The organism is Pseudovibrio axinellae (genome assembly GCF_900110875.1).
GTDB lineage: Bacteria > Pseudomonadota > Alphaproteobacteria > Rhizobiales > Stappiaceae > Pseudovibrio > Pseudovibrio axinellae.
In genome coordinates this window covers 564,569-583,852 of the sequence record NZ_FOFM01000002.1, presented here as the reverse complement: position 1 = coordinate 583,852, position 19,284 = coordinate 564,569, and the positions used below count along the sequence as shown (strand labels likewise).

General features: G+C 52.0%; 13 protein-coding genes. All 13 read right to left on the bottom strand.

Going from position 1 to position 19,284, the window contains the following annotated elements; translation table 11 throughout:
* Nucleotides 1-100 precede the first annotated feature (100 nt).
* The 13 genes from addA to BMZ51_RS07545 all read right to left on the bottom strand — a co-directional run bounded on the left by addA (nucleotide 101) and on the right by BMZ51_RS07545 (nucleotide 19,094).
* Nucleotides 101-3,571, bottom strand: coding sequence for a double-strand break repair helicase AddA (gene addA / locus BMZ51_RS07610; protein WP_068005647.1), 3,471 nt, complete (start codon nucleotides 3,569-3,571; stop codon nucleotides 101-103).
* Nucleotides 3,571-6,693: a double-strand break repair protein AddB gene (gene addB / locus BMZ51_RS07605; RefSeq protein WP_068005648.1), complete on the bottom strand. Its 3,123-nt coding sequence runs from the start codon at nucleotides 6,691-6,693 to the stop codon at nucleotides 3,571-3,573. Before addB ends, addA begins: the two co-directional genes overlap by 1 nt.
* A 239-nt stretch (nucleotides 6,694-6,932) precedes the next feature.
* The gene (locus BMZ51_RS07600; protein WP_068005650.1) at nucleotides 6,933-7,154 is read right to left on the bottom strand and encodes a hexameric tyrosine-coordinated heme protein; all 222 of its coding nucleotides are present in this window, start codon (nucleotides 7,152-7,154) and stop codon (nucleotides 6,933-6,935) included.
* Nucleotides 7,155-7,912: 758 nt separating this feature from the next.
* On the bottom strand, nucleotides 7,913-8,647 hold the full coding sequence (locus BMZ51_RS07595) for a nucleotidyltransferase family protein (protein ID WP_068004411.1): 735 nt from the start codon (nucleotides 8,645-8,647) through the stop codon (nucleotides 7,913-7,915).
* Between the two features lie 31 nt (nucleotides 8,648-8,678).
* Nucleotides 8,679-10,190 (bottom strand): tRNA (adenosine(37)-N6)-threonylcarbamoyltransferase complex ATPase subunit type 1 TsaE, encoded by a 1,512-nt coding sequence (tsaE, locus tag BMZ51_RS07590; protein WP_068004285.1) that lies wholly within the window; start codon nucleotides 10,188-10,190, stop codon nucleotides 8,679-8,681.
* Between the two features lie 126 nt (nucleotides 10,191-10,316).
* Nucleotides 10,317-12,833 carry a PAS domain-containing sensor histidine kinase gene (locus BMZ51_RS07585; protein ID WP_208979343.1) on the bottom strand — a complete coding sequence of 839 codons (2,517 nt, stop codon included), beginning with the start codon at nucleotides 12,831-12,833 and terminating at the stop codon, nucleotides 10,317-10,319.
* 318 nt (nucleotides 12,834-13,151) lie between these two features.
* Nucleotides 13,152-14,552: an adenosylhomocysteinase gene (gene ahcY, locus BMZ51_RS07575; RefSeq protein ID WP_068004415.1), complete on the bottom strand. Its 1,401-nt coding sequence runs from the start codon at nucleotides 14,550-14,552 to the stop codon at nucleotides 13,152-13,154.
* Between the two features lie 160 nt (nucleotides 14,553-14,712).
* Complete coding sequence (locus tag BMZ51_RS07570; protein ID WP_068004290.1) at nucleotides 14,713-15,165, bottom strand: NUDIX hydrolase; 453 nt, start codon at nucleotides 15,163-15,165, stop codon at nucleotides 14,713-14,715.
* Between the two features lie 26 nt (nucleotides 15,166-15,191).
* On the bottom strand, nucleotides 15,192-15,476 hold the full coding sequence (locus BMZ51_RS07565) for an HPr family phosphocarrier protein (RefSeq protein WP_068004293.1): 285 nt from the start codon (nucleotides 15,474-15,476) through the stop codon (nucleotides 15,192-15,194).
* A 6-nt stretch (nucleotides 15,477-15,482) separates the two neighbouring features.
* Entirely contained in the window at nucleotides 15,483-15,887 is a 405-nt protein-coding gene (locus BMZ51_RS07560) for a PTS sugar transporter subunit IIA (protein WP_068004295.1), read from the bottom strand.
* Nucleotides 15,888-15,994: 107 nt separating this feature from the next.
* Complete coding sequence (locus BMZ51_RS07555; RefSeq protein ID WP_068004297.1) at nucleotides 15,995-16,489, bottom strand: HPr kinase/phosphorylase; 495 nt, start codon at nucleotides 16,487-16,489, stop codon at nucleotides 15,995-15,997.
* Nucleotides 16,486-18,315, bottom strand: a complete 1,830-nt coding sequence (locus tag BMZ51_RS07550) for a sensor histidine kinase (protein ID WP_068004300.1) — start codon at nucleotides 18,313-18,315, stop codon at nucleotides 16,486-16,488. The genes BMZ51_RS07555 and BMZ51_RS07550 overlap by 4 nt, the downstream gene beginning before the upstream one ends.
* 80 nt (nucleotides 18,316-18,395) lie before the next feature.
* Complete coding sequence (locus BMZ51_RS07545; RefSeq protein ID WP_068004418.1) at nucleotides 18,396-19,094, bottom strand: response regulator transcription factor; 699 nt, start codon at nucleotides 19,092-19,094, stop codon at nucleotides 18,396-18,398.
* Nucleotides 19,095-19,284: the final 190 nt, after the last annotated feature.

Genomic DNA, 19,284 nt, shown 5'->3' with positions numbered 1-19,284 from the left:
TCCATAATTCGTTGTGAGTCGCTCTTATAGAGAAACTCCGTTGTCCTAAAAGTAAGAACGCAAGTGCCAAGCGTCAAGCGAACGAAATCCCAACATTCGACTAGAATTTAAAAGATTTCATCAGTTCCACTGGTATTTCTATGAGCCGGGGCCCAGACGTGTACAAAAGTAACGCTCTGATTGTTCGCTCTGGATATAGCTCAGATAGCAGTTTTCGGTATATAGCCAACTGAGCAACATAGTTTTCTGAGACTTCCCGCGCATTGTGCGGAACAATGGCGTTGGTTTTCAGGTCAAGGATGATCACTTCTTCGTCATTCACCAGCAAACGGTCGATCAATCCATAAATTTCGACCGGCTTCCCATCCTCCCCTGTTAGCACGCCTTGAATGGGAACTTCGGCTCTGCCGTCGGTGCTAAATAACTCAGCAAACTCAGGGTTGTTCAGGGTGCTAAACACATCCTTTAGCAGCCGTTCTTTCCTATCTGCAAAGCGCTCGGGCAGTGCAGCAGCCAAAAACCTCTCCACTGAAGCACTACGCTGATCTTCAGCAAGCTCCGGTAAAAACTCCAGAAGTCTATGGACGAGACGGCCACGCACCAAGGGCCAGTCTTCAGGCTGGCGTGCAACTTCCAACTGGTCTTTCGGGTCTTGCTGCTCGACGGATTCTTTTGCTTCCATCTCCTCAAGCGCAGCAGACGGCTTGAGCTGGCGCATGCGCTCTGGTGTACTTACCTTGCTGGAGACCCAATCCGGCATGACTGCCTGTTGTTGCAAGGTGACTTGCTCTGGTCGCGGCAGGACCGGCTCAGGTTTTTCGATGCCACCCTTGGTCCAGATCCATGCAGAGACTTCGCCGTTGCCATCCTTTTGCTCTCGCGCCTCTTCAATCAACCCGTTGCGTGTCAGCGTGTACCAGCATTCGTCATGGGGTCCGCGTTTGGGAGACCAGCCACACACAACAAGGCGATCTTTGGCCCGGGTGAGAGCAACATAAAGCAGGCGGCGGTATTCTTCCTTTTGCTCCTCTGCAAGCAAGTCCAGGGCTTCATCGTGCCAGTCTGTGCGGTTCACTTTGTTTGGCAGCCAAACCAAAGCGGGTGCTGCATCACTATCCCCTGCCCTTTGCTTTTCCACCATCACTGGAGAATGCTGGCTAGAAACCGGAGCATTACAACCATCGGCCAGAATGACATAAGGTGCTTCCAGCCCCTTTGAGCCATGCACGGTCATGATGCGTACCATGCCCTTAGCCGCATTCAGCTCGCGCTTAATCTCTGTTGGGGCCTCTGCAAGCCAGGCAAGGAAACCTTCAAGGCCGGGCGTTCCACTCTTTTCGTAGGTCAGTGTGAGCGACAGGAACTCATCCAGCACATCATCCACTTCCGTACCAAGACGCTCACGGAATTTCTGACGGTACCCGTCTGTGCCCATAATTCGAGCGTAAAACTCGAAGGGCGGAACAAAGTCAGCTCTGTCGCGCCAGGCTTCCAGCTGCTTGCGAACAACCTGCCATTTTTCGGTCTTCTCTGATTTCCTCAGCAGCTCATGCCACAGTGTACCCGGCCGCGGAACGCCCGGCGTTTCATGCGCAATTTCGAACAGGTCGTCATCTAACAGACCAAAAAGCGGACTTTTTAAAACGCAAGCCAGCGACAGGTCGTCTTCCGGTAGCAAAATGAACCGGCCCAGCGCAACGAGATCTTTGACTGCAATGTGATCTGTAAGAACCAAACGGTCTGAACCAGCGGCAGGTACATCCAGTCGCTTGAGTTCCCGGTTCAACGCTTCAACGAACGCCCCACGCTTGCGTACGAGCACCAAGACATCTCCGGGGCCAGCAATTTTGCGTTGGTCCCAATCCTTGATCTGCTCTGCGATACGCGTTGCAAGGCGTAACATTGGATTACCAGTGCCGATGGCATCAATTGGCTGTGTCCAGTCATCTGGTTCCAACGTTTCAACGGCTTCTTCCAGTGGCCAAATTTCTACGCGGCCTGGATCATTGTGCCGGATCGCTTCGTGAACAGGTGCGACATTGTCCTGAGACAGGCCTTTAAACGTCTCCGGTGTGTCAAACACCTTATCGACAGCACCCAAGACGTCGGGTGTGGAGCGGAAGGAGAGGTTGAGTTCGATACCTTCAAAGTTCTTTTGAGCTTGCGCTGCCTTGCCTGCAAAAAACTTTCGCATCTGCGCAAAATAGGCAGGAACGGCACCTTGGAAAGAGTAAATGGACTGCTTCTCATCTCCCACTGCGAAGATCGTGCGAAGCTTTTCGCGCGCACCATCACCGGCAAAGAACTCCTCTGCCAAGGCACGGATCACCTCCCACTGGCGCGGGCTTGTATCTTGTGCTTCGTCGACAAGGATGTGATCCAGACCCTGATCCAGCTTGTACTGCACCCACTGGGCTGCCTCCGCCCGCGATAAAAGCTGCGCAGATTTAACCACCAAATCCTCAAAGTCGAGGTAGCCGCGACGGAGTTTTTCCGTCTCATAGTAACGTAAAACAGCGTCAGACAGGGTCAGGATCGCTTTGGTCCCAGATACCGTTATGACGGCGTTCTGGTGATTTAAAGCCTCCAATACACGTGTTTGCTCGGCGAACAAGCGGTCGACAACTTCCGGGAAGGCGGTTTGTACCTTCTTAGTTGCTAGTGATTTTCGCGGGCCAAGAGTGCCAGTGAGGAAGATCTTCATCCATGCAATGCGCCAGGCTTCATCGCTTTTTAGCGTTGTCGTTGCATCCAAAGCAGCTGCACGGTCCTGATCGGTCTTGGACCCGACGCGTAAGGCTTCCGCAAACGCTTTTACTTCGTCGGCAGACAAAGACGAATTGCGTCGCAACGAACTTGCGAACTCAGATATATCATAACTCGCTGCGACGGAGAAATCAGCGTATAGCGCTGAAATGGCGCTTTCCAGGTCGCCATAGGGCGCAACCCAGCGGTAGAATGCATCGCGGCGGCTGATCAGCTCTGAGAGGGCTTTTTCAACGCCAGCATCTGGCAAGAGCTCAATCAACCGCGACAGTGCTGAGCCGATTTCAGAGTCGGCCTCGATCTCTGCACTATGCAAAACACTTGCCCGCGCTTCATTGAGCAGTTCATCTGCAAGGCGGTCGTCGAGGACTGAGAAGTGGCCGGCCACGTTTGCTTCCAGCGGGAACTGATGCAACAGGGCTTCGCAGAACGCGTGGATGGTCTGAATTTTCAGGCCACCCGGCGTTTCCAATGCTTTTGCAAAGAGGCGGCGCGCATTGGCAAGCTGGCCTGGCGAGGTTGGCCGGCCTTCGATATCCTCAATCTCAGCGGCCAGCTCTGCGTCGGTCAGCTGTGTCCACTTTGCCAGTGAATCAAATACGCGCGTTGCCATTTCGGCAGCTGCTGCCTTGGTGAACGTCAGGCAAAGAATACGTGCTGGATCTGTGCCAGATAAGAGCAGGCGAACGACGCGGCGCGCAAGCACGAAGGTTTTACCAGACCCAGCATTGGCACTTACCCATGCTGAGTTTTGTGGATGTGCAGCTCGTTGCTGGCTATCAAGGGTTTTTGCTGGAATATCCATTATGCATCCTCCCTGTCTTCTCCAAGGGACCATTCTTGCACACGGGCGAGATGGTCATAGGATGCGGCCCATTCCCTCTCCTTCAGCACACGTGCTCTGGAGAGATAGCCTTTCTTCGGGTTTTCATAAGCTGCTACGAGCTGTTCCAAACGTTTCCATGCCTCTTCGGCCAGTTCTTCGGCTGTGCTTTCTTTCGGAACACGGCTTTCAAGCTTCACGGCATCACTGCCGCCTTTGAGCTGGATGTAGAGCATGTCGCTAATTGGCAGGTCGTGGGGCAAATCTTCAAACCCCTTGCGGCGGATCATGGCGACTTCCAGCGGCAATTGGGGCGAGAGCAGCGCTTCGACCTGCTTGGAGGACGGCGGCTGTCCGGTCTTGTAATCCACGACACGCAAGGTGTTATCTTTCATCTGATCGATACGGTCAGCCCGGCCTGTGAGTGTGAAGTTTCGCTCAGGACGCTGCATTTCCACTTTGCCGTATTCTTCAATAAAACGGTCATAGATTTTAGGCGCGATATCGCCTTCATAAGCGACGAACTCTTCTGCAATGCGTTCAAAGCGCGGCCACCACAGGGCGCGGATGGCGGGGAAGGCATCCAAAGGCCGGAACAGACGGCCTCCTTCGGTTATCAGTGCCCGAACTGCTTTCTCATCGAAAGGACCATCCCAGTCTTCCAGGAAGTTGGCTAGGGCATCATGAATAATATTGCCTTTGTCCGCAGCCCCCGGCTCTCCCCCGATTGGGTCAACATCGTCCAGCTTCAGGACGTTCTTGGCGTAGATCAGGTAAGGATCGCGGATCAGGTTTTCGATGGCTGTTACAGAAAGCTGTACAGGCCTTGCTTCTACCGGTGGCTTTGGTTCAGGCCGTTTGGCGGGGCGCACCGGTGTTTCAGAGCGATCAAGCACATTTGCAAGCTTTGTGTAGCGTTTTCCTTTGGCCCGCATTTGTTCTTCAACGATTTCACCTGCAAGTGTCACAATGCGCTGGAGCCAGCGGGATGCAACTGTCGGCGAGCCATCAACGCGTTCTGAACGAGACAGAACCACTTCCGGCGCACCAAGATTCCAGAGGAAGTCGTGCGCGGAGGTGCCAATTTTACGCTCTGGCGGATCAAGGCCGATCTGCCCCTTCATTGGCCGGTTCAGCCATGGGTCATTGCGGGTGCGCTGTGGCCATGTGCCTTCATTCAAACCACCAAGGACCACAAGGTCATAACGCTGCAAACGAGCTTCCATCGGCCCAAGCAGGTGAATACGCGGATCTGCCGGGGTGCGCGAGCGCACGGCCCCGCCCGTAATGAGCGCTCCAAACACGCCCGGCCATTCGTTGGCTGGCACGCACAGCCCGGCCGCATCAGCTTCTAACAAGGATGTTAGTGCCTCAGCCAGCGCCTTGCCGTTCTCCCCCCGGAACAGCTCTTCGGTGGACCCGTTTTCATCTGCTCCGATGAGCAGGACTGCGTCCACATGGGTTTTGATAAGCTGTTCAACAGGTATCTCGTTTGGCTCCTGCAACAGAGCCTCCAGCGGACCAAGTGCCTGTTCCAACCGCTCTAGCAGCCTATCAATTGCAGCCCAGTCTTCTTCCACCAGCTTGCGCCAGCGAGAGACGGGTCTATCCGCCTTCTCCATGGCTTGATCATGGGCAGCAGCCACAGCATCGCGCAGACCGCTGATGCCGGGTCTTGGGTGTGGGCCTCGCAAAACACCGCGCTCCAAGGCGCGGGCAGCGGAGCGCACTTCCTTTGCCTTCATGCCAAGAAACGCGAGCGGATGTTTGAGCAGTGCCAGCAGGTTAACCGGGTCCAAACCTTGCAAAGCGAGCTTTACGATCAAAATCGCCAGAACCATCGGCGGTGTTTGTTCCAGCGGGCGGCCTGCCGTGTCATCCACAATGATGCCCCAGCGCGTCAATTCGGATGCAACACGGCGCGCCAAGGTTCTGTCTGGAGAAATCAGGGCGGTTGTTTTGCCGGTTTCCACGGCCTCACGAAGCAAAAGCGCAATGGAAAGAGCTTCTTCTGCTTCGTTTCGTGCGGTGATCAACTGCGTACCTGCAAAAGCCTTTTCGCGATGCTCTGCCAGCTCGGAGGTAAAAAACTTCTGCCATTCTTCTGTTGTCTCAGCAGGGCGCAGCGCTTCGTTGACAATATCACAGCGCAATCGCAGCGCTTCGCTTTCTGGTACACCAAGCTGCGTTACGTTTTCGCGTTTTATGTCCAGTGTCAAAAGCAGCTGACGGAGGCTGTATTGCGGATGTCCGGGAACCCGCTTTGGTTGACTTGCGCTACCAAGCGCCTCCCAGCTTTCCTCATCCATATCCCTATCCAGGGCAGGCAAGACGAGCGCGCCGTTTTCCAGGCCAAGGACTGCTTTCATAAGCTCAGCAGTGGCAGGGAAAGAGCCAGTTGCACCAGCAACGATGACTGGGCCACGTGGTGGAGAGAGGCGTAACCGTTGGGCTTCTGAACGAATAAGGGCTGAACGACGCTCTTTGGGGTCCATCATCCCAATGGTTTTCAGGTGCTCGGGCCACAAGTCGGTCACGATCTTCAAAAACTCAAGCGTAATCTTCCAGTATTCGGCATGATCTTCAGGAACCAAACCGCTCAACTCCCCCCAGTCGGCTTCTTCCGTTTGCACTTCATCCATGAGCGTCAGCAGGTTCCCAGCCAACCAAGCGGCATCAGCGGACGAGGCCGGAACGCGGGCTGGATCATCCTCTTTCAGTTGCAAGATCTGGCGCCGTAACTGGCCTTTCCACGCCCAAACCAAGCGGGTCATAGCCAGCTTTCGCTCCATGGTGGACATGGCAGGTGGCAGCGCCTCTCCGTCTCCATGGCCTTTCAGGATATGCTCTTCTTCATCCACATCACCCAATGGAAGAATCTTCGGCAGCAGCGCTGCTTTTGAGCCCAGTGCTTTTCGCAGGACATCTGGAAGAGTTCTGGCTGCACGGCGGGTGGGGACATAAATAGTCACATCAGCCAGAGCCATCGGGTCATCATCAACCTGAAAGCCTTGAATGAGCTGACCAGATAGCAAGGCTTCCACAGTCGCCTGAAGGAATGGCGTGAAAGGAGAAACACTGAAAATATTGGGGGTGGCTGCCACAGGAGCCTCCTGAAAAGAACCGAATGGTCCTTTTTAATTCAGTTTTCGGAGGATCACACTGCAAAAAGCACGCTGTGTTTTTATATCCCCGCGCAATTCAAGTGTTTTGCGCGGTTTCATGGCAGGCAGGTCGTATTCTAACAAAGTAAGGGCAGCACAGGGATGTAGGAACCGTCGCGCGCAGCGCATTTTGATGCACCCCGGACAAGCACATCACTGATCCGGGGCAAGCTTACTGATTACTTCCAGTAATTGTTTGCAGCTGCAACTGTTTGGTAGTGAACAGCGACCACGTGTGAGGCCATTGTCAGACTATCTGCACTTGCTGCATATTCTTTGCGCAGCGTATCTCGAACCTCTGCGTCTGGCTGCGTGTATTTGACACCCATTCGCGCCAGTTTGATTGCCAGTTCAAAGCCTGCTTCAGGCGTGTCAGTAATAAGAGTTTCAAGCCAGGCCATACGTCAAACCTTCTAGTATTCGCGACAATGGATCCACAAACGAACCCTCATGATGATTCCAGTTTAAAACAATTATAATATACACCTTGTTTAGAACTGGTGTCATCCTGTGTTTTCCTCTGGCTCAAAGTACGCTAATAACATTGAGGTTTCTGCGGTGACGAAGGGAAAGGTTACCTCGTTGGCAAAAGTTTATCCCCCTTCCCCTGACCTGCTTTATTGTTAGTGATGTGCTCACGTAAACGGGCAGCTGGCGGACCGTCCGTCAGTGCGGCGTGAGCTGGGCGGAGCTACTGGAAGAAGTAACGCATCTTTCGGCGGGTTCGTTGAAACACCCCTTGAAAGCCAACAGTGCAGAGGCCAAGCGGAAGCTGGTCAACCTGGTGGGTGTCGGCACTGGTAGGTAACTGTCACAAACAGTTATTTACTCACAATGCCTGTCGGGGATGACCTTGTTTCATACAAAAACGCCCAGGCAAGGTGTTCAGCCAATGCCGAAGAATTATATTTAACAAGTAGCGCAGGTATTGCCTGCTCACCTTGCCACTCCCGCCCTCGCGGCAAACTCTAACCACCACACTGCATGGAAACCCATGCGGTGATTGAGGCGTTCTGAGATGGGTTACTGGGGGGGGGGGCAAATGGTCTGCTTTTTTCGTAACAGGCCTGCTGATAGTACAGGCCTGTTACGAGCGTTTTATCTATCACTCAATTGCGTGCTTTTGCCCTACAACTGAACCAGCTTGTCGGCTTGCGCTTTAGTTTGCGCTGTTGGCAATGGCTTGCTCGGCGTCATCCAGACCTTCTGGCGTGCCGACGTGTAACCAAAGGCCATCGCCTTCAACGCCATGGAGGCGTCCACTCGCGATTGCTTTGTCAAAGAGCACGTTAAGGGAGAATGGGCCTTCCGGCGTGTCATTAAACAGCCGAGGATGAATCATGGCAGTCCCGGAGTAAATGTAGGGAGCTACGGAGCGCTCGTCACGGCGCTCAAGCTTGCCTTCATCACCCATCAGGAAGTCCCCCTTGCCATTGTAGCCAACCGCATTCACCGTTGGTGACATCAACAAAAGGATATCCATCGTATTATCATCCCATGTCTCCACGAGAAGATCCAAATTGGGTTTAACCCCTTCAAGCCAGAAGCTATCGGAGTTTTTCAGAATAAACGGTTCTGTTCCAAGCATGGGCAGCGCTTTTTTAATGCCACCACCTGTGTCAAGAAGTTCATCCCTTTCATCGGAGATTTTTACATCCAAACCTTCAAATTTTAGTGCATGACTTTCTACAAGGTCTGCCAGGTAATGCACATTCACAACGCAGGTTTCGAGCCCAGCATCCTTCAGCCGAGATGCTGCTCGCGCCAACATCGACTTGCCGTCAACCTCGATCAGAGGTTTGGGTGTTGTCGCTGTAAGGGGCCGCATACGCTTGCCCAACCCTGCGGACAAAACCATAGCCGCTTTGGGGTGGAAGGAGGTTTCTTTAGGCATCAAATGTTCTCTGTCGTTTTGTTCTCTTGTTTCAGGAGTCACTTTGCCTCGTTTCATTTGAGGTGAGTATGACTTTGTACGATTTCTTGAGTTTCACATCCCCCAGGAGGTCAAAGCATCTCCGCACATAATTGCGGATCCGAGGGAGCATCTCTTTATATTTAGGTTTTCCGAACTGCTTATCAAGCCGCACGAAAGCCCCGAGTATTTTCGTATTTCGCTGCAGCGACAGGATTGCAACCGCCTTGCGAAACTCTATTTCATCAAAAATATGTTTATGCTTTGTTGCCAAGTTGCAATATCGTTGAAGCAAATGTTCCTGCAACTCTGCTGACATATCCACGCGAGCATCATAAACAAGCGAGGCAACATCATAAGCCGCAGGGCCTATCATTGCATCTTGGTAGTCAATTAATCCTAGCTTATTGAGGCCTGTCTCTTCTGACAACCACATGATATTCGGGCTATGATAATCCCTCAGCAGCAGGGTTTGCTCAGTTTGGAGAACAGGCGCCAGCAGCTCTTTCCAAGCTGCAACATACTCATCGCTCATTTGCTGTGTCACAGGCTCTGAGCTGGCATGCGGCAAATACCATTGCAAGTAGAGCTCCGCTTCCGTGATCAGGACCTCAAAGTCGCATTGCTTTAACTGGTGCGTTTTTCCATCACACTCCAGCTCCGGCTCCCATTTACACCCATGCAGTTTGGCAAGTTCATCAATGGCCAGCTCATAACGTTCGGTTACCGCTTCGTCGTTTTCAGCAATGGTGTGGTCTCCAAGGTCCTCCAGGAGAGCCAGTCCGTTGTCGGCATCTACTGCAACACGTTCAGCTACTCGAAAGCCGTGGTCTGCCAACGCCTTACCAACGGCGATGAATGCGGTGATATCTCTTGCACGGTGTACGGTCTCACCGTAGGTTTTACCCGAGGCCAGCAGCGGCTCTGGCCCTGTAGGGGGACTATCCATAAAGACGATAGTCTCACCGTTTTTGTGAAGGCGAAAATACGTGCGGCTGGATGCATCACCTTGAACATGCTCGCGCGCTGCGTCGATCCACCCGGCTTTGGCCAGAAGAGCGCGGCGGGCATTTAGACGCTCAAGGCGGTTCTTCCAGCTCTCACAGTTCGCTGTGAGGGTAATTTCACGGCTGTCCGGCTTGGTGCCTTCTGTCAGCTTCAGATCCAAGGCTTCCGGCCAATAGGTTTTATCGCCCATTTCTGGCCACTCAATGAGCGCTACGCCTGTTTCCAGATACTCATCAAGACCGAGTTCCTCCAGCTCTTCAGGTTCTTCAATTCGGTAAAGGTCAAAATGCGCGACAGACATTCTGGGCAATTCATAGGTTTGCACGAGCGTGAACGTAGGGCTTGGTACTTCCAGGTCCGGATCAGCAGCCAAGTGGCGCAGCAGAGCCCGGCTCAACGTAGACTTTCCTGTGCCAAGGTCACCCGAAAGAGCCAGCACATCTCCCTCTTTCAGAAGTTCGGCCAAATCTGCCGCGAAAAGTTCAGTTGCGGCCTGATTTTCGAGAAGTACTTTCATGCCATGCCCTTAACACTGACAGAACGCAAACAGCGCCCGTGTTTCCTCAAGCCTAAGCACTTGCCAAAACCAGCAAGGGAACTCAAGCCCCCAACACATTTATCTATCTGAAAACTGAAGGAGGAGTTATTCTGCCGCTTCTAGGGAGTTAAATTGCGGCTCAAATGGGAAAGTGCAGTCAACCGCAGTTCCCTGCCCTTCCATCGAAGAGATATCCACTTTGCCGCCATGCAGCTCAACAAAGCTCTTAACGATAGACAATCCAAGGCCAACACCTTGACGGCTTCCGCCGGCACCACGGCCTACGAAACGTGAGAAGACTTGATCCAGCATCTCCTGAGGAATCCCAGCACCGTGATCCTTAATCTGGAAGCGGATTTGTTTTTCTTCTCGCTGACAGCTGACATCGATCAGACCACCTTTGTCGGAGTAGCCAATTGCATTGGAAAGCAAGTTAAACAAGACCTGACGAAGCCGGCGCTCATCCGCCTTCAGAACCCCGATATCTTCCGGCATGTGCATGCGCAGCGTAATATCGGATTCAACCAGACGGTCTTTCAGGCCTTCAACAGCTTCAGATACGGTTTTTGCAACATCAACCTCGGATATCTCAAGCTCCATGATACCAGCGTCAACCGTCGCAAGGTCGAGAATATCATTGATAATGTGTAGCAGTGCAGAGGAGGAGGACAGGATGTAATCGGTATATTCTTCCTGCTTTGGAGAAAGGTCTCCAAACTTGGCATCTCCAAGCAGTTGGGCAAAACCGATAATCGTTGTGAGAGGTGACCTCAGCTCGTAAGACACATGCTGAATAAAGGCGTTCTTAAGCTGATCAGCTTCTTGAAGCGCTTCATTGCTTGCATGCAGCGCGCGCTCGACATTGACAGTGTCGGTCACATTCACAAAGGTGAGCAGCGTTCCGCCATCTGGCAGCGGTACAGTCACGTAATCAATGACTGACCCGTTAATACGCTCCATCCGACCAGATACGCTGGTTCTGTTGTCAGACAAGCCTGTCACACCTCGGGCAAGCTCCTGCCAACTATCAGAGTCTCCTATCAGTTCTTTGCAGTTCTCGAGCAGCTCATTAATATGCGGCTCGGCTTCCAAGAACTCCTCAGAAAGGCTCCAGACCTCAGCAAAGGCCGGGTTGGAGAGGCGCATACGACCGTTAGAACCAAACACAGCGACAGCTTCGGTGAGGTGATCAAGCGTCTCACGCTGTACCCTTGTGAGCGCATTAAAGCGGCTTTCCAAATCGAGCTGCTCTGTGACGTTCTCGTAGAAGTAGGTCACACCACCCTGCGGATGCGGGCTGGCAATCACGCGCAAAGTGCGCTCGTCAGGCAAATGCCACCAGTACGCCTGAGCATCTAAGGCATGGTAACATTCCAGATGCTTGGCTCTCCAGCTACGATAGTCGGTCTGTTCTGGAAGTTTGCGGGCAGCGCGAAGGGAATCAAGGAGTTCTTCCTCTTCCGGTTTACTTTCCAGGAAGCTCTGGTCGATATCCCATAAAGAGCGGTAGGCTGCATTGTAGAACTGGAGACGGTGATCCGCACCAAACACGGCAACAGGCGTCTGGAGCTGGTCCAGTGTACGGGTATGAGACTTCAGCGTGCGACGGAGCTGTCCCTGTACGCGCTCAAGCTCCGAGATATCCTGAGCCAAGCCTGCGTTCCCGTGCTCAGAATTCACATCCGTCAGCTCAAACACGCGTCGTTCACCAGCTGCTACGACCGGCATTGGCGAATGATAAACACCGTCAGTCTGGCGCATCATATTGAGCTTGTTGCGGCCCTTAGCTTCCAGAAGCTCAACCTGTTCCTCAACCACAGAGCGAGTGCTTTCGGATTCAACTGCATCCACATATGCTGAATTGACCCAAACCAGCTTACCATGATTATCACGCTGCCATGCCGGGCCTGGCAAAGCATCCAGCAAGCTGTGAAGCGAGGAAATCTGCTCCCGCAGCTCCTTATTCTGCTCAGCGAGGCGCGCACCAAGCTGGCGATCACCCGAAAGATCTCGAAGGCGCAAGACGGCCAATCCACCCGCGGTGTGGCCAGACGCCTCCAGATAGACACCGTCAGTGGTTGTTAAGGTTAACCGAAACACCTCGCCATGACCGCGCAAATGCTCAAGGAACGCACGTAATGCCTCTGCCGATTTCACGTCCAGCCAAGTTTCAAACTCCACCAACTGCGAGAGGCCACCTGGGAGTTCAAGATTTTCTGGCAAGTGCCCTGCAACACCCGGGAGTTTACCGTCACCATCCCAGACCAGCAGCAGGCTGTCTTCCGTCTCCAGTAAACTTTCCAAGCGGTCGATGCGTGCCATCGCATCCGCACGGTCTTGGCGTAATTGCAAAATGGACAGTGCATCGCTTCGTCGAATGAGCACGAGCAAAACGGAGGCAGCAACAGCATACAAAGCGATCCCAGCCGTTGCCGCGACCCAGACAACCTTGAAGGCATCAACTGAATGACCAGAAAGAGAGGGAAGAATATCCATCGCCTGAGAGAACCCAGCAGCACCAAACAAAGCGAACACAGCAACGCCGAGCAAGTTCAGCAATAGCCGGAACCTCTTGCGCCACAGCGCGCTCACGCGCGTGTGTTTATGCCAGAATGCTGGCATGTTGTGCCCCTTTCTTCGCCGCCTCAGACTCGTGCCACACACCGCACTGGTGTCACGAATCACGAATAAGTCGCTCAACTGTCTAAGAGAACGACTGATTCGATAATCAACATAACCTGATTGATTTTTTGGAAGAAGAGGATCTTTACAAAAAGTAAACAAATTCTGTGGGCGAAATAATCATCCACTACAATCTGTAGTAAGTCCGACAAACCCACCCCCAATATATAGAAATTGAGTTTGTCGGACCCTTTAGATTTCACTGACCTGTTAACGCTAAGTGCCTCAGCATTAACAGCTATATCAATTCATATGGAATCAATACTTGTAGTGCTCAGCCTTGAATGGGCCGGTCTTATCAATGCCGAGGTAACCGGCCTGAGCGTCGGTCAACTCACTCAATGTCGCGCCTAGCTTGGCTAAGTGTAAACGTGCGACCTTCTCATCTAAATGCTTCGGCAGCACATAGACTTCGTTCTCATAGTTCTCGTTTTTGGTATGTAGTTCGATCTGCGCAAGAACCTGATTGGTGAAGCTGGCAGACATAACGAAGGACGGATGACCCGTTGCGTTGCCAAGGTTCACCAGACGGCCTTCGGAGAGAAGTATCAAGCGCTTGCCATCCGGGTACTCGATCATGTCGACCTGAGGTTTTACGTTCCGCCATTTGTAATTACGCAGAGCAGCAACCTGAATTTCATTGTCAAAGTGCCCAATGTTACAGACGATTGCCATGTCCTTCATGTCACGCATGTGGTCAGCTGTGATAACGTCTTTGTTTCCGGTAGTGGTAACGAAGATATCGCCCTCACCGATGGCCTGCTCCATGGTCTTAACTTCGTAACCATCCATTGCTGCCTGAAGCGCACAAATAGGGTCTATTTCCGTCACGATCACACGAGCACCAGCGCCGTTTAGCGATTGCGCAGAGCCTTTACCAACGTCGCCATATCCAGCGACCACAGCCACTTTGCCAGCCATCATCACATCAGTGCCGCGCCGAATTCCATCAACCAGTGATTCACGGCAGCCGTAGCGGTTGTCGAACTTGGATTTGGTCACAGAGTCGTTCACATTGATTGCAGGGAATGGAAGGTCACCCTTCTTCTGCATTTCATATAGACGCATGACACCCGTAGTTGTCTCTTCAGAGACACCATTGATGTTGGCTTTAACCTTGGAATAATAGCCAGGCTCTTTTTCAAGGCGACGTTTGATTGTCGCAAAGAGAGCCGTTTCTTCTTCGTTGGATGGCTTATCGAGAATAGATGGGTCTTTCTCAGCCTTTGCACCAAGAAGAATCATTAGGGTTGCATCACCACCATCATCTAAAATGAGGTTTGCGGTTTCGCCATTTCCCCAATCGAAGATCTTATCAGCATAAGACCAGTACTCTTCCAGGGTTTCCCCTTTTTCAGCAAAAACAGGAATGCCTTTAGCTGCAATTGCTGCTGCAGCCTGATCCTGCGTCGAAAAGATATTGCAAGATGCCCAGCGCACTTCTGCACCAAGTGCAACCAGAGTTTCAATAAGAACGGCTGTCTGAATTGTCATGTGCAGGGAGCCAGCGATTCGAGCACCTCTCAGAGGCTTGCTCGTGCCAAATTCTTCACGACAAGCCATCAGGCCCGGCATCTCTGTTTCAGCAATTTCAATTTCAGTGCGACCCCACTCTGCAAGTGAAATGTCTTTGACGTAGTAATCTTTGGATGCAGTCATCAAATCTTCCTGAATGCCTAGGCCCATAGTCCCCTCCCGCATAGTAGAAGTGCGCAACACACCGCGCACGTTCGCTGTATGCTGTTATACATCACAGGCAAAGCAGAAAGCAATAAAGATATAAAGAAACCTTTATATCTTTATTGCTTTCTGCTTTGCCTCAAGTTCCGTGATGCAGATAAGGCTCAAGAATTTCGAGGATATTTTCAGGAAACACAGTCTTTTGAGTTAAGCGAAGTTCCTCACGCGTCCACCATCTATGACGCGTCATAACTTGCGTCTCCAGCTCTGTATGCCGGGAGTAGTCAATATCGCTGTGAGGGCTGGCGACTAAAAAGTAATGCTCTTCGGCCTCAACCATCTCGCCGGACGGCAGTTGGAATCGGACTGTTCTAATATGGATCTTTTCTCCAATGGGGGCTGAGATGCCAGTCTCTTCCAGCAGCTCTCTGCGGGCGGCCTCCTCATGGGTTTCGCCGTCTTCCAGACCACCACCAACAGTCGCCCAATAATCGCACCCAGCAAGAGGACCTGTGTCGAACGTGAAATTGAAGAGCAGAATCCGTTTATCAGGATCGAGAACCAATAACCGAGAAGCGGGGCGCTTTTTCATTGATGCCTTTAACAACTGGACTTTATTTAATCTCTTTCGCCGAAACCATCCTCAACCAGATCAGTGATCGCACAAAGCGCCTCCTCTCTCTGGTTGCCGGTTATGACAACATGAATGGAGCAGCCTAGACTGGCAGCAAGCATCATGAGCCCCATGATGGAGGTCCCACCAACTGTCTGCCCGTCCTTGGAAACTTTTACGTCCGCATCAAATGTCTCAACCAGCTTCACAAGCTTGGCTGAGGCACGCGCGTGTAAACCACGGGTGTTCACGATGGTTAAATCACGTGCCAGCACTGTGCACTCATCCATATTTTTTTAGCCTTGCCCGGACAGGACCTGTGAAGCTACTGAGATGTACTTCTGTCCTGCGCTGCGGGCTTCTTCTACCGCGTCAGCAAGCGACTTTTCGTTTCGCACGCTTGCAAGTTTGATAAGCATCGGCAGGTTTACACCAGCGACGACTTCTACGCTACCTCCATCCATAACGGAAATCGCTAGGTTAGAAGGTGTACCACCAAACATATCGGTAAGAAGGACGACACCGGCGCCGTCGTTGACTGCTTCAACAGAACGCAGGATATCCTGACGACGCTGTTCCATATCGTCATCTGGGCCAATGCAGATGGTTGCTACCCGGTCCTGAGGACCTACAACATGCTCAAGAGCCGATTTGAACTCTTCTGCCAACCGGCCATGGGTGACAAGAACTAGACCAATCATATATTTCCCGCGAACTAACAGAGTGTCACTCTATGGATATTCCACACACACTTTGTTTAAGGACACGCTGCAGTGCAAGAAAAATCAGCATGTTCATACACAGAGGGCTAATAGTTGTACACTGGATTAGTAAAAATAAGTGCATTGGCCAGCCGTAGAGCTGCCAAGTGATCATCTTTTGGCACCGGTTGCCGAATTAATTTGACTACGCAAATTTCACAGGTTAGCGCCTGCTCATCTGGCAATCTGTCGATCTGATCCCGGCTTTCCAAGTCCAAGACCAGGTGGACGACCGCGGTCTCGACAGATGGAACCTCTATTACGCCATACCCTCTGAGCTCTGCTCTGCCCCTAATCGTATCCGGACAAGTAGCAACCAAGCGCCCATTCTTCTCAGCAATGAAAACACGGTCATCGGCGACTAAGGCAGCATAACGACCATTTGCCTGGGCGCGTTGCAACAGCTCAAGCGCCAAAGCAGTCTTCCCTGTGCCAGACGGTCCGCGAATAAGGATCCCCTTTGTGCCAACAACCAGACAAGTTGCATGTACCGCTTGGCCGGAAGCTGCTTGTACACTTTGTTTTTGATCGAGTGTGGTCATGAGGAAGTTTTAGCTCTCAACCGGATAACAAATCGAGCACCAAGTACTTTTTCTTCTTCCCCGTCGTTTTGGAAAGTTCGATTGATAGCGGAGATCTCACCGCGATGTGCTTCAATGATCTGCCTACAGATTGAAAGCCCGAGACCAGAGTTATTTCCAAAACCTTCATTCTCAGGTCTGTCGGTGTAAAAGCGCTCAAAAACACGCTCGCGAAGCTCTGCTCGAATACCCGGCCCGCAATCGTCAATCCAAATAATAATATGGTTGTTCTGGCGGTTTGCGGTGATCGTAACGGCTGTTCCTTCGGGCGCAAAGGAACGGGCATTGTCAATCAGGTTGTTAAAGACTTGCCCAATGCGCTGGTCATTGCCATGAATCACAAACTCATTGTCCGTGTTTGCAGGCTCGAATTTCAAGTTCACATGGGCGATGTCATCACCGGCTCGCTCATTCGCAATGGAGACGACAGCTTCCAAGAGGGTCGCCATGTTGACATCACGTGATTCTGCACGAGACATCTCAGCATCGATCCTAGACGCCTCGGAGATATCTGTAATTAGGCGATCCAGGCGCTTTACGTCATGTTGAATGACTTCCAACAGACGTTCGCGAGAATTCTCATTTCTTGCCAATGGCAAGGTTTCTACTGCACTTCGAAGCGATGTTAGCGGGTTCTTAAGTTCATGCGCCACATCAGCCGCAAAACTCTCAATCGCGTCCATCCGATCATAAAGCGAGTTTGTCATATTGCGCAGCGAACGGGCCAGATCACCAATCTCATCATAACGATCTTTAAATTCAGGGATCTCTTCCCTCGTGTTGTTCGCTGACTGGACGCGCTGCGCGGCTTCAGAAAGGCGACGAACAGGACCCGCGATTGTACCCGCGAGTAAAACTGACAGAATCATGACGACAACGGCAGCAACAATAAAGATCTTCAAGATCGCATTGCGTTCTGCTGCAACGATATCGTCAATGTCGCCACCTTGCGTGGAAAGCAGGAGCGCGCCCAATACGCCACGGAACCGTTGAATTGGCACTGCAACAGCAACAACCATCTCGCCTTTGGTGCCAACACGCACAACAGAGGCAGGGGACCCAGCCAAAGCCGCTTCCACTTCTGGGTACTCACGACCCTCGGTACGGCCAACCTCTTTATACGGCGGGTACTCACCTCGCCTCATCCAGAGCTTCAACTCTTCCCACATTTTTTGAAAAAAGCGGTCACTGGTTTCATCTGGTGGAGGAAGATCGAACCTGAATATCTGATTTTGGGCATGAAGCTGGCGTGAATCCAGCATCAGCATGCCTTCAGGGTCATAAATTCGGGCCCGCGTTTTGGTGGGCGATATCAGACGTCTCAGGATTGGCCCAACGATCTCAGGGTTGATCGGAAAATCAAGACTACCGAGTGATGAACGGGCGCTGGTGGTTTCTCCAGCTTCCAAGCGCAGCAATTGCTCTGGATCGACCATAAGAGAATCATCATCACTTGTGGTGGAAGCCGCAATTGCGCCGGCTATGATCTCGCCCTGAACCAGCAAGGACTGAACGCGCGCGTCAATCAACCCTGCTTGAAACTGGTTCAAGTACAAGATGGAGATCACCATCGCCAGCAAGCCAACGAGATTGAGAACCAAGATACGCCGTGTCAGAGATGAAAATACATAGAGACCAGCGAGCGAAATCCAACGCGTGATTACGCGTTTACGCACCTGTCGGCGCCCCAACCAGCGGAACGCACCAGTATTTTGCAGCTCAAGAGAATCGGAAGCTTCATTTGCTTCGATATCTTCCCGCTCTTGCTGTTCTCTATTTTCCGACATTCGCTCTTATCGAATTCTCTGGAACGCCTGCTCCAGAGCAGTTTCAACCCTCATGCAATCAGATCACTGGCTGCATGAGATCAATTTTCACGGAAGCGATAACCTACGCCATACAGTGTTTCAATCATATCAAAGTCATCATCGACCACTTTGAATTTCTTCCGAAGACGCTTGATATGGCTGTCGATGGTGCGATCATCAACATAGACTTGGTCGTCATAAGCAGCATCCATGAGCGCATTACGACTTTTTACAACGCCAGGGCGTTGAGCGAGAGCGAAAAGGATGAGGAATTCGGTGACCGTCAGGGTTACAGGCTTTGCAAGCCATGTACAGGTATGACGTTCTTTGTCCATCGCCAGATTGCCGCGCTCCAACAGCTTGGAGGTTTCCGTCGCAGCGCTCGCAGCGTCACGCGGTTGTGCACGGCGCAAAACGGCCTTGACCCGTTCGACCAGCAGGCGCTGAGAAAATGGCTTTCTGATAAAGTCATCAGCGCCCATCTTCAGGCCAAATAACTCGTCAATCTCATCATCTTTTGAGGTGAGAAAAATGACGGGCAGATCAGACATCTGACGAAAACGGCGCAGCAGCTCCATACCATCCATTCTAGGCATCTTGATATCAAAGATAGCAAGATCTGGAGGGTCGGCCTGGAGGCCTTCAAGAGCGACGGTTCCATCCGTATAGGTCTGGACCCGATAGCCCTCGGCTTCCAGCGCAATTGAGACAGATGTCAATATGTTACGGTCATCATCGACCAGAGCAATCGTTGGCATATCAGAGACCTTATTCCTCTCTTGCACGCTTAGCAACATTGTTGGATTGGAGATTAAGTTGCTCGCTCCCTAACCCTGAAATGAGGCAAAACGCTGTTATAGCGAGGTATTTGGAAAATTTCCTCATTTAGCGTCAGTTTTGACAAGGTTTAACCTGCCAAGTGCCATGTATTCTTCATAAAAGTGTACC